We start from the raw sequence: 10,631 nt of genomic DNA, 5'->3' as shown, positions 1-10,631 counted from the left end.
ACTTAAATCTTTTTTACGCAGTTTTGCTCCAACTACAACAGAAATGGTTGATAAACTAATCTCATCTGCACTCGATTTAATAAATCCTCAACATTTAAGAAACTGGTTTGCTAGCTGCTGCTACTGGGGAGCATCCCAGTTTTTATTTAGCGAGCAAAGATTAATCCATTGAGATAAGCTCTGGCGTTGAGCTAAGACTTGAGGAACGTTATCAGATTTCCATTGTGCGCCAGAAATTTTGGTTCGACGGTCAATCTGTTTGACAGTAGACTCAATGATACGATCCGACGCGCTGATTCGTAAACAACAAGCTTCTAGATATGGACTCAATTGATTATGGGATTTAATTTCTAGCTTTTGTGCTTGAGAGTTTGTAATTGGCAGTTCTCCAATAATACTTTTTATTTTTCGTTTGTATCCGCTGCTTTCTCCTGTGGCATTTTCGATAAAAAAACCCCTACTTCTGGCATGACATATTCCTGCATTTGAGAGCGTACTATTTCTTCTATTTTTGCCAAACTTGTGAGTTGTTCACCCGTAGTACTTTTGTACAGTATCTTTGCTATTGCACGAGAATATTCTTTTATCTGTTGCTCTTCTTCAGGAGTCATTGATACACCTAGTCTTGATGACTTTATTATCCCTTCCTGATGTCCCCTTACTTCCTGACTTCCGTTTTCTGTAACAATCCTTCCCTGTTATTTATTTGTTTTTGAATAATAAAAACTGGGATGCACCCATAGCTGAGTCTCTTCCCTTTGCCGATAGTCAATTTGATGCTGTTTTTAGCACTATCAGCTTCTTGCACTATTTGGAACCAAAACAGGTGCTTAGTGAGATAGCACGGGTACTTTCTCCTGGTGGACGCTTTTATTTAGTTGACATTACTTCTAAAAAAGAGATAGAACCTCAATTATTGCCAGTTTCTCCCCGTGGAATTAGACTCTACAGCCCTAATCAACGTCAACTTCTTGGCTCCTCTGCTGGGTTATTGTGTTTGAATCACCATTATTTACTAGGGTCTGTCTTGCTAACAATTTTTGCGAAACCTCCGATTGGAAAATGTCTAATGGGAAATAAGGGAGAGTAAAGGGTTGGAAACATCTTGTATCAATCTTTATTCTGCATACCTTAAAATTACGAATTACGAATTACGTAGCGGTAGCGAGTATTCGTACCCTTACAGGGAAGTAAGATACGCTTTTAGCGTCTCGTAGAGAGCGTCATTACGAATTACGAATTAGCTTAACCTTGATACTCCATAAACACCACAGGAACTCTGAGTAATCTTTTAGCTAGTTGCGAGAATCTAAATTTTCCCTTGAGCGTAGATAATCCCCTTGTTTTGGGAAATTGTGACAAGTCTTCAAAAGATATTGGCACAAAGTCAAAGCGACTGTAAAACTGCGCTAGTCGTTGACCTAAACATTCCAGATAAAGTGGTTGCGTTGCTGTATTAATCAAATGCTGCGTTAAGAAAGTACCTAAACCGCGACCTCTCCAAGCTGATGCAACAATTAAACTACCAAGTTCTTGCGCCCCTGAAAAGTTACGTAGCTGTCCACAAGCTATAAGATTCTCATTGCATTCAATTATCCAAAATTGTTGCCAATTTAATTGAGTTGGATCGAGTCTTGCTGAGAATACCAGCAATCGAATTGACCACCGATCGGCAGAGGTTGCCTTACGAAGGACACATCCAGATGGTAACGATAGATTGCTCTGGTTCATTAATTATACTTTGATAGTTGGGATCGCAATCATCACATCATATTATTAACTTTATTTACTTAGAGAATGTTGTAAAGGAGACTGGGGATTAGGAATTGGGGACTAGGTGTAAAATCGAAAAATTATGGTGCTTGCTCTTACCCACCACCAAATTAAAAAAAACAATACTTACGATAGAGGAAAGAATCAGCCATAACTAGATTTTGGATAGATGCACTCACACGCCTAATTTTTTAAGATAGTCCAAACGATAAATAATCAGGAATGTAATCATGGCTGAACAACAAGAAAAATCTAACAATCAAGAAAGTACGCCTACCGCTTCTGGTGGCTACCAAACCCCTATCGACGAAAGTATTCGCAAAACTGGCGATGCTGAAAAGAGTGATGCTAAACCTACTGCTACTCCAGAAGCACCAGGAGAAGATTCTGTAGCAGGTAGTCCCAATCAAGGAACTGAGTCACGTTAATTGATTTGAATTCTCCTAAGTTTTAATCATCTCGTGGGGTCTTTTGTTGTAACCCTAATACAGTGAATTTTGAGTGGATATATGGTCTAACAACCACAATTATCCTCTCATTTTTTTGTGTCACACGCTGCATTGTATCCAATGGCTAGATGCCCGCCCCACAAGATTGAATAAGTTATTTGTTGGAAGTCCCTAAGTAAAGCTTGCAAGTATGAAAAACTTGATTTCTAATTTGTCCCTGCGGTCAGATAATTTGTTGCTCTACATTTTTATGACAGTCAATCAAAGCCAGTTCTGTAATGACTCAAACCGAGCAAATTCCGACTCTAGCTGCCATTGAATCCGGGCGCGATCGCTCTTTTGCAAAAAAGCACTGCACCCTTGAGAAACAGAGGTTTTACCAGGGGTATCGCTTGCACAAGCTGAAACCATTGCCTTAAACTCAGGCGACTCCCAGAGACTATTTCCCGGAGCGAAACTATATTCTAAGCTATTGCGAGCCAGTCGCTTGAGGTCTTTATATCCCAGCTTATATCTTGTTGCCGCTAACAGATACTCATGACTTAAATCGATGCGGGAAATGCCTTCATCATCGGAAGCAAGAGTCATTGGTACTCCAGCCTTCCAATACTCCATAAAAGGATGCTGATCTCCCTGGACATTTAAAATAACCTCATTACTGGTCAGGCAGATTTCGACCAACACGCCGAGTCGCCGCATTTCCTCCATTAACTCGAAGGGACGCTCCTCAAAAAGAATATCCACACCATGTCCAATGCGAGATGCCTGTGCCACTTCTACAGCTTGCCGAATATGAAAACGTAAATTCTCGGTAGTCACCAAACCCAGGGTTAACTCTCCGGCATGGAGTGCGACCTTGACATTGGGATATTGGCGTTTGAGAAATTGCAGCATTTGCATTTGCAGGGTGTAGTCGCGCAGTGCAATCGGGTTGTCTTCTGGGGCGACGAGATTGATGCCAACTACCCGCGAATCTGATGAATCTAGTGCAAAGGCATAAGCTAACTGAGCAAACACTTCAACGGGCGACTTTGTTCTTGTCGTTTGCTGCAAATAGCTCACTTTCACTGCACATCCAGGCTGTGCTGATGGAGTGCCGCAACCGAGTGTTTTCGAGACTTCGCCCTCTAACTGTGCAAGTTGCTGGCTGCCGAGTGTCACTAGCTTGGTTAATCCTCGTTTGAGCAATTGACGGTGCATTTCTTGGAAATCTTTATTCCAACCAACTTCACGCCCTAGCTGTCGAACCTCGCTGCCCTGAACGGTAAGCATTAACTCTAGATAGGTAATATGTTGCGAAGCTGCCCGATTTGCTACTTCTGCAACCATATCATCCCGACGGGTCATAGAGTCTGATATTGTCCCAAAACCACTAAAAGCCTCAAAAAATTGGTCATGTCCAGATTTTCCCGCAAATCGGAGGTTACGAGTAGACCAACGATTTATTAGGGAATCATAAACAGATGTTCGGTTGAACAATTCTGAGGCAGGAAAATAGCTACTGTCCTGCCCGCAAGCTTTAGGTTCAACTAAAACCTCCGCCTTTGGATTCACACAATACCCATCGCTGGCAGCCCACTCTAGATAGTGTTCTGCGTACACAGCCCCGCTTAGATGACTGTGAATATCTCCTCCCTTCGGCATTCGCTGTACAAATGCTCGTAAAGCAGCTGGTTGGGCGCGATGGGCTTCAAACCAACTAGCAGTTTCAGTTTCATTCCGAGTTGAGGACTGCTGCGAATTAGATGGGACTTGGGCTACTACGCTGAAGATAAAACAGCTAGAACTCGTTAATACTCCTAAAAACAAAGATAAGGGCGCTCGTCTATGCATATAAATTCATTTTTTCATGGCCAGAATACTCTGGTTAAATTTACGCATCATTTTAGCCTTTATCTGCGGTAATTAAGCATTGAAAAAGTGATAAGCTGATGCGCGTCTAAGAGGATGTTTTAAAAGTCTTTGGCTGTGATTTTAGGCACTTGTTGATCCCCCCTAACCCCCCTTAAAAAGGGGGGAACCGGAATCAAAGTCCCCCTTTTTAAGGGGGATTTAGGGGGATCTAAAACTTTTGATACCGATAAGAGAACTTTTCAAACATCCTCTAATAACAGAGATAGCCAGAAACCCGATTTAAAGTTATGCGATCGCCGATTCCCGTTTTCTCGATTGCCGAATGTTTAGAAGCAGAAAGTAAAAGCGAACTCCGCCATGAGTATTTGGCTAGTCAAATTTTTGCGATGTCTGCGACGGGCTACGCCTACGCTAAACCTGTGTAATTGATTTTGAGACTGATTCACTGATTCGTTATAATATTGACGGTAAACTTTGCTAAAAAGGGCAAATGTATGACTAGCCGCGAGCAGCTTATCCAAGAAATTGCAGAGCTTCCAGATGAGTTAGTCAAAGTAATGTTAGATTTTTTGCATCGCGTTCAGACAACGCGTAGTCATCATCCTCTAGCGAAATTTGCTGGTATTTTGAGTGATGATGAGGCGGCTAATTTACAAGAAGCAATTCAAGCTGATTGTCGTCAGGTTGATTTAAATGAGTGGTGAGATTGCATTAGATACTTCTGTTGCAATACGTTTTTTGAATGGTGATCCTGATGTTGTTTCAAGGGTGTTGGCGTTACCAGAAATATTTTTGTCGGTGGTAGTAGCGGGAGAGTTACTGTTTGGGGCTGAGAACTCAACTCGACCGTTGAAAAATCTTCCTCGATATTTCGAGTTTATGGAAGTTTGTACGGTTGTGCCTGTGGAAAAGAGAACGGCAGTTATCTATGCTCAGACTCGTTCGGCTTTGAAGCGCAAAGGACGACCAATTCCTATGAATGATGTTTGGATTGCAGCGCATTGTCTGGAAAATGGTTGGGTGCTTGTGACCGATGATTCAGATTTTGATTATGTGGATGGATTGGTTATAGAGCATTGGTAATGATGGCTATTATGTTTTGCGATCTCGCCTTTTCCCATCATCTCAAGGCGCGTAGGCGTAGCCTGCCGCAGGCATCGCCTAAATCTGCAATATCCCAAACAGCAAACTGACAGATCACCAAAAAGTGATGGTTTAGCATTTTCTCTAATCAGTTAAGATAATCTTCATCAATCTTCTTTCCTTTTACCCTTCTCCTTGGAATTATGACGCAGGATGAGTTATTGGTACTGATAGATCGCGCCGTGGCTGAGGGTTGGCGAGAGTTAGACTTGTCGGGGCAAGAGTTGACTGAGTTACCTGTGGAAATTGGTAAGTTGCAGCAGCTTGAGTCTTTGATTTTGGGAAAGAAGGTTGAAGGTTATGAAAAAGTAGGAGACCGCTATCTCAACAAGGTTTCAGGTAACAATTTAAAAACGCTTCCACTCGAACTATTGGGTTTGCCTAATTTGCGTAAGTTGGATATCAGTGGCAATCCTTTAGAGAGCATTCCCGATGTGGTAACGCAAATACTACATTTAGAGGAACTTATCTTAATTCGAGTAGAGCTAACCCAGATACCAGAGGCGATTGCCAAATTAACTAATCTGACCCAGCTTCACCTCAGTGACAACCAAATAACCCAGATTCCAGAGGCGATCGCGAAATTAACCAATCTGACGCTGCTTCACCTCAGTGACAACCAAATAACCCAGATTCCAGAGGTGATCACTAATTTAACCAATCTGACGCTGCTTTACCTCCGTTGCAACCAAATAACCCAGATTCCAGAGGCGATCGCTAAATTAACCAATCTGAAACTGCTTGACCTCAATTCCAACCAAATAACCGAGATACCAGAGGCACTAGCTAAATTAACCAATCTGACACAGCTTTACCTCGGTAACAACCAAATAACCGAGATACCAGAGGCACTAGCTAAATTAACCAATCTGACACAGCTTTACCTCGGTAACAACCAAATAACCGAGATACCAGAGGCACTAGCTAAATTAACCAATCTGACACAGCTTTACCTCAGTATCAACCAAATAACTGAGATATCAGAGGCACTAGCTAAATTAACCAATCTGGCACATCTTCACCTCAGTAACAACCAAATAACCGAGATACCAGAGGCGCTGGCGCAATTAACCAATCTGAGGCTGCTTGACCTCAGTAACAACCAAATAACCGAGATACCAGAGGCGCTGGCGCAATTAACCAATCTGAGGCTGCTTGACCTCAGTAACAACCAAATAACCGAGATACCAGAGGCGCTGGCGCAATTAACCAATCTGAGGCTGCTTTACCTCGGTATCAACCAAATAACCGAGATACCAGAGGCACTAGCTAAATTAACCAATCTGATGCAGCTTGGCCTCAGTAGCAACCAAATAACCGAGATACCAGAGGCACTAGCTAAATTAACCAATCTGAGCCTGCTTGCCCTCCATAACAACCAAATAACTGAGATACCAGAGGCACTAGCTAAATTAACCAATCTGAGACATCTTAACCTCAGTGGCAATTCAATTACCAATATTCCATTAGAAATTCTGAATTCAAAAGATGCAAAAGAGATTTCTAATTACTTGAGGCAAATTCACACAAGTGAAACTCGACCATTACACGAAGCCAAACTCTTGCTCATCGGACAAGGCAGCGTCGGCAAAACATCCCTCATTGAGCGACTAATCCGCAATAAATATGATAAAAATCAACCTCAAACGGACGGACTCAATGTAGAAACTTGGAACGTGCCGGTCAATAGCAAAGACATCCGCCTCAATGTTTGGGACTTTGGCGGACAGGAAATTTATCATGCCACCCATCAGTTTTTTCTGACTAAGCGCAGCCTCTATCTCCTCGTTTGTAATTGTCGTACCAGCGAAGAAGAAAACCGCATCGAATATTGGCTTAAACTAATCGAAAGCTTCGGCGGACAGTCCCCCGTAATTATTGTTGGCAACAAAAAAGACGAACAACCCCTCGACATCAACCGCAAGGCGTTACGCGAAAAATATCCTAACATCCAAGCCATTATCGAAACCTCCTGCCAAGACAATATCGGCATTGATGAACTTCGCACCGCCATTTTCCAGCAAGTCGGCAACCTCAAAGAAGTCTACGACCTTCTACCCCTGACATGGTTTGAGGTTAAACAACAACTCGAATCCATGCCCCAAGATTTCATCAGCTACAACCGCTACATCGGCATCTGCCACGAAAACAAAATTCCTGAAGAACAAAACCAAGAGCAACTGATCGATCTCCTCCATCGACTCGGCTTAGTTCTCAACTTCCGCGATCACCCCATCCTCAAAAATACCAACGTCCTCAAACCCAACTGGGTGACAGAAGGCATTTACGCGCTCCTGAGCGATGAAACCCTCAAAACTAAAACCAAAGGCATTTTCACCCCTGCCGATCTCACCCGCATCCTCAATCCAGAGCGCTACCCGACCGAGTGTCATGGTTATCTGATCGAACTAATGAAGGAATTCGAGCTTGGCTTTGCACTAGAATGTTATCCACCACAATTTCTGATTGCGGGACTTCTGCCTAAAGACCAACCAGACAAAACAGAACTCCAAGGCGAAACCCTGGAATTTCAATACCATTACAAAGTTCTCTCCGAAAGCATCATCTCCCGGTTCATCGTCAATACCCACGAAAAAATCCATAACCAAATCTATTGGCGCAGTGGCGTAATGCTGCAATATCAAGAAAACAACGAAACCTACAACATTGCTCGGATTAAAGCCGATCCCGAAGACAAAACAATCTTCATCACCATTAGCGGACGCAAAGAAACCCGCCGCTTATTTCTCGGCATTCTCCGCGATGTCTTCCAAAAAATCCACAAAAGTCTCCCCAATCTCGAAATCACCGAATGGGTTCCCGTTCCCGGCCATCCCAACCATCCACCCCTCGACTACCAAGAACTTCTGGGACTTGAATCAATGGGTGAAAGCACAATCACCATCGGCAAACTAAAATTAAAACTCGATTTACGTCAACTACTTGATGGGTATGAATCACTAGAATCGCGTCGAAAATCACAAAAAGGAGATAATGATTTAGATGATAGGACTGCATACGAAGATATGCGAGATATTGCTAAACTAGCTGTGAGCAGAAAAATTAAAATTAATAATAAAGCCGAGGCAAATACTATGTCAGAAAATTCTCAATTCACAAACAATAATCAAGGCGCAAACATCGCCAACCTTGCCAACCAAGTCAAAGACAACGCCAGTCAGCAAGCCTCTAACTTCAACCAAACAAGCGGCGCAAGCGTAGCAGAACTAATGCAACTGATCGGCAATTTACGCCAAACTGCTGCCCAATTTCCACCAGAAACCCACGACGACATTATCATCGATATTGATAATGTACAAGTAGAAATTCAAAAGCCAGAAAAAGAACGCAATTTACCCAAACTCAAAAAGCGTCTAGTAGCTTTACTAACTGCTGCTACTGTAGTCGCTGCCCCGATCGCAGCTATGACAGACTTTACAAACAATGTTCTGGAAATAGGTCAGAAAGTAGGCATAGAACTAAAGCTTCCCCCTGTTAAATAGACTTTTCTAACTCCAGAGGCGATCGCATAGATTGAAATGATACCCGCCTTTAATTTGATGAAAATGGAACTAGTACAAGAAGGCAAAAGTAAAAAGGCAAAAGTAAAAAGAAAGAATGCTTATTTTGTAAGCTTTTTGAGTATTTTAAATAGGTGGTTTATTTACGTCGTGTTGTACTAGCGATCGCAAAGCCAAATAATTACCAAATAATTTTTACCAACTTTGCAGCACAAATATTTTGATCGCAAGTTAATAAAGCTACTTGATTTCCTTGACTCTCTACAACTAAAGCTGTTGATACAATTTGGCGATCGTGCATTTCATTGATAGAGGTTAGTTCTACACTTTTTTCAATGACATCATAATCCAGTGGATGTATAAAAACTCGTTTATCATTCTTAACAACCTTTAACAAGGCATCAACAGAAGGAATCGAAGTTTTACCACGACTAACGATCCATACCGACTCCGCCAAGGCGATCGCAGGCAAAATTAATTCACTGGTTGCATCGGAAAGAATAGCTTTTACAATAGGGCTTAAACGAGAATTACCTTCTAAAAACCAGATTAGAGCATGGGTATCAAGTATATATTTCATGTTGATAAATTCATGTCTAACTCAGAGCTTCGTCAGCATCGCCATGAAACTCAGCATCTTTGAAATCAGACTCAGTGGATTGCTGAGAACCTGAAAACATACCAAAAGACATAAGTTGACTATCTAAACTGACTGATTTAGAAGTTAAAAAAGTTACAAAAACTTGGCTTTCAGTAATGTTTTGTGGGACTTCAGCTAATTCGATTTTGCCGTTTCTGTATATTCCTTGAATTGTTTGTAACATAATGGGTTGCGTTGAGTAACATGAGCGATCGCTAATAAATCACGGTACTAGAACATTTTAGCTAAAATTTGGCAGACTCAAAACCTTTTGTATGCTATAAAATTAGTTGTGAATGGCGCGATGGCTTCGCCGGTTTGCAAAGCGACCATCGCATAGATTGAAATCATATCCGCCTTTAATTTGATAAAAATTGAACTAGCGATCGCAATTCATCAATCAATATTTAAACCTAACCTACAGCAAACTCAGTATCAGAGCGCACCCTAGGAGGTTGAAAACCCAAAACTATATCTTCATGTGGTACACCTAATTTTAATAAATCATAGGCAATTCCATCTTCCGTACCATCATATTGAATCCAAATCTTGCCATTTTTAATATCCAAATGTAGCAAACATCCATAATCCCTGATATCGTTTTGCTTCCAACCCACATATACTAATTGATAGTGATCTCGCTCCGTATCAAAAATAGGTTGAGCCTCAACATCTTTTGCCGATTTCATCGAGCGATCGGCTTTTGCTTGGATTATTTGTTGAATATATTGCCTGTATAGAGCTACTTTATCCATTGCTCAATCGTCTCCTTTTCTAAGTCATAAACTAAAAGCTTAATTTGACTGCGTTGTACCACACTATTAATAAAAGCTAAGTTAAAAAAGGTTTGATAAACAAAACGAGGTACTGCTAAATATAAAATCCGCTCTGGATCTTTATCTTCTAAAGCATACCGATAATCTAAAAACTGTCCATGCGCTAAATGAAAATCAGAAATCCTTGAGGGACTAATAAAACTTTTTACCTCAACCGCAATTTTATCATTTTCCCTTTGGGCACCAATAATCTGTTCCGCCCCAATGTCTATATACATTTCAACTCCACCTATACGCAATTCGTATGGATCGTGAGTTATTTGCCATCCGTCTTTTTTAAGAGCGCGTTTAACTTGCTCGTGATACAAATCTTTTGCCATATTATAGATTGCGTTGAGGAACTTGAACGATCGCTAATAAATGACGGCACTAGAACATTTTAGCTAAAATTTGACGGACTCAAAACCGTCAGCGC

At 41.5% G+C, this 10,631-nt stretch carries 11 protein-coding genes and 2 pseudogenes; 6 read left to right on the top strand and 7 right to left on the bottom strand.

The genetic code is table 11. The annotated features are described in order from the left end of the window. Positions 1-285 precede the first annotated feature (285 nt). Positions 286-611 (bottom strand): annotated as a pseudogene (locus HWQ39_RS06130) (ISKra4 family transposase); the annotation flags it as partial. Positions 612-742: 131 nt separating this feature from the next. Here HWQ39_RS06130 and HWQ39_RS06125 point away from each other — a divergent pair. After that, a pseudogene (locus tag HWQ39_RS06125) lies at positions 743-1,090 on the top strand (class I SAM-dependent methyltransferase); the annotation flags it as partial. A gap of 155 nt (positions 1,091-1,245) precedes the next feature. Here HWQ39_RS06125 and HWQ39_RS06120 read toward each other — a convergent pair. Beyond that, positions 1,246-1,731, bottom strand: coding sequence for a GNAT family N-acetyltransferase (locus tag HWQ39_RS06120; RefSeq protein WP_292842641.1), 486 nt, complete (start codon positions 1,729-1,731; stop codon positions 1,246-1,248). A 272-nt stretch (positions 1,732-2,003) separates the two neighbouring features. Here HWQ39_RS06120 and HWQ39_RS06115 point away from each other — a divergent pair, with 272 nt between their 5' ends. After that, entirely contained in the window at positions 2,004-2,201 is a 198-nt protein-coding gene (locus HWQ39_RS06115; protein ID WP_292842639.1) for a hypothetical protein, read from the top strand. Positions 2,202-2,483: 282 nt separating this feature from the next. On the opposite strand, the gene HWQ39_RS06110 is transcribed toward HWQ39_RS06115, so the two are convergent. Next, positions 2,484-4,055, bottom strand: a complete 1,572-nt coding sequence (locus tag HWQ39_RS06110; RefSeq protein WP_292842637.1) for an adenosine deaminase — start codon at positions 4,053-4,055, stop codon at positions 2,484-2,486. A 308-nt stretch (positions 4,056-4,363) separates the two neighbouring features. On the opposite strand from HWQ39_RS06110, the gene HWQ39_RS06105 reads away from it, so the two are divergent. From HWQ39_RS06105 to HWQ39_RS06090, 4 genes are all read left to right on the top strand, one after another. After that, complete coding sequence (locus HWQ39_RS06105) at positions 4,364-4,501, top strand: hypothetical protein (RefSeq protein ID WP_292842635.1); 138 nt, start codon at positions 4,364-4,366, stop codon at positions 4,499-4,501. A gap of 69 nt (positions 4,502-4,570) precedes the next feature. After that, entirely contained in the window at positions 4,571-4,780 is a 210-nt protein-coding gene (locus HWQ39_RS06100) for a hypothetical protein (RefSeq protein WP_292842634.1), read from the top strand. Next, the gene (locus HWQ39_RS06095) at positions 4,770-5,159 is read left to right on the top strand and encodes a type II toxin-antitoxin system VapC family toxin (RefSeq protein ID WP_292842632.1); all 390 of its coding nucleotides are present in this window, start codon (positions 4,770-4,772) and stop codon (positions 5,157-5,159) included. Before HWQ39_RS06100 ends, HWQ39_RS06095 begins: the two co-directional genes overlap by 11 nt. 203 nt (positions 5,160-5,362) lie before the next feature. Continuing rightward, entirely contained in the window at positions 5,363-8,722 is a 3,360-nt protein-coding gene (locus HWQ39_RS06090) for a leucine-rich repeat domain-containing protein (protein ID WP_292842630.1), read from the top strand. A gap of 199 nt (positions 8,723-8,921) precedes the next feature. Here HWQ39_RS06090 and HWQ39_RS06085 read toward each other — a convergent pair whose 3' ends face one another. From HWQ39_RS06085 to HWQ39_RS06070, 4 genes are all read right to left on the bottom strand, one after another. After that, a complete protein-coding gene (locus HWQ39_RS06085) occupies positions 8,922-9,320 on the bottom strand; it encodes a PIN domain-containing protein (RefSeq protein ID WP_292842628.1) in 399 nt (132 codons plus the stop codon). A 16-nt stretch (positions 9,321-9,336) separates the two neighbouring features. Beyond that, entirely contained in the window at positions 9,337-9,564 is a 228-nt protein-coding gene (locus HWQ39_RS06080; RefSeq protein WP_292803629.1) for a hypothetical protein, read from the bottom strand. A 229-nt stretch (positions 9,565-9,793) separates the two neighbouring features. Further along, positions 9,794-10,135, bottom strand: a complete 342-nt coding sequence (locus tag HWQ39_RS06075; protein WP_292842626.1) for a XisI protein — start codon at positions 10,133-10,135, stop codon at positions 9,794-9,796. Continuing rightward, positions 10,123-10,536, bottom strand: a complete 414-nt coding sequence (locus HWQ39_RS06070) for a XisH family protein (protein WP_292842624.1) — start codon at positions 10,534-10,536, stop codon at positions 10,123-10,125. Before HWQ39_RS06070 ends, HWQ39_RS06075 begins: the two co-directional genes overlap by 13 nt. Between the last annotated feature and the right edge of the window lie 95 nt (positions 10,537-10,631).

It is taken from the genome of Nostoc sp. NMS8 (assembly GCF_017115045.1).
Taxonomy (GTDB): Bacteria; Cyanobacteriota; Cyanobacteriia; order Cyanobacteriales; family Nostocaceae; genus Nostoc.
Note: the sequence above shows the minus strand (reverse complement) of the source record. Positions and strands in the feature narration are given on the sequence as shown.

Coding starts and splice junctions, on each gene's coding strand:
- HWQ39_RS06085 (WP_292842628.1), bottom strand. CDS start 9,320: ATGAAATATATACTTGATACCCATGCTCTAATCTGGTTTTTAGAAGGT.
- HWQ39_RS06110 (WP_292842637.1), bottom strand. CDS start 4,055: ATGCATAGACGAGCGCCCTTATCTTTGTTTTTAGGAGTATTAACGAGT.
- HWQ39_RS06070 (WP_292842624.1), bottom strand. CDS start 10,536: ATGGCAAAAGATTTGTATCACGAGCAAGTTAAACGCGCTCTTAAAAAA.
- HWQ39_RS06095 (WP_292842632.1), top strand. CDS start 4,770: ATGAGTGGTGAGATTGCATTAGATACTTCTGTTGCAATACGTTTTTTG.
- HWQ39_RS06120 (WP_292842641.1), bottom strand. CDS start 1,731: ATGAACCAGAGCAATCTATCGTTACCATCTGGATGTGTCCTTCGTAAG.
- HWQ39_RS06100 (WP_292842634.1), top strand. CDS start 4,571: ATGACTAGCCGCGAGCAGCTTATCCAAGAAATTGCAGAGCTTCCAGAT.
- HWQ39_RS06080 (WP_292803629.1), bottom strand. CDS start 9,564: ATGTTACAAACAATTCAAGGAATATACAGAAACGGCAAAATCGAATTA.
- HWQ39_RS06090 (WP_292842630.1), top strand. CDS start 5,363: ATGACGCAGGATGAGTTATTGGTACTGATAGATCGCGCCGTGGCTGAG.
- HWQ39_RS06105 (WP_292842635.1), top strand. CDS start 4,364: ATGCGATCGCCGATTCCCGTTTTCTCGATTGCCGAATGTTTAGAAGCA.
- HWQ39_RS06115 (WP_292842639.1), top strand. CDS start 2,004: ATGGCTGAACAACAAGAAAAATCTAACAATCAAGAAAGTACGCCTACC.
- HWQ39_RS06075 (WP_292842626.1), bottom strand. CDS start 10,135: ATGGATAAAGTAGCTCTATACAGGCAATATATTCAACAAATAATCCAA.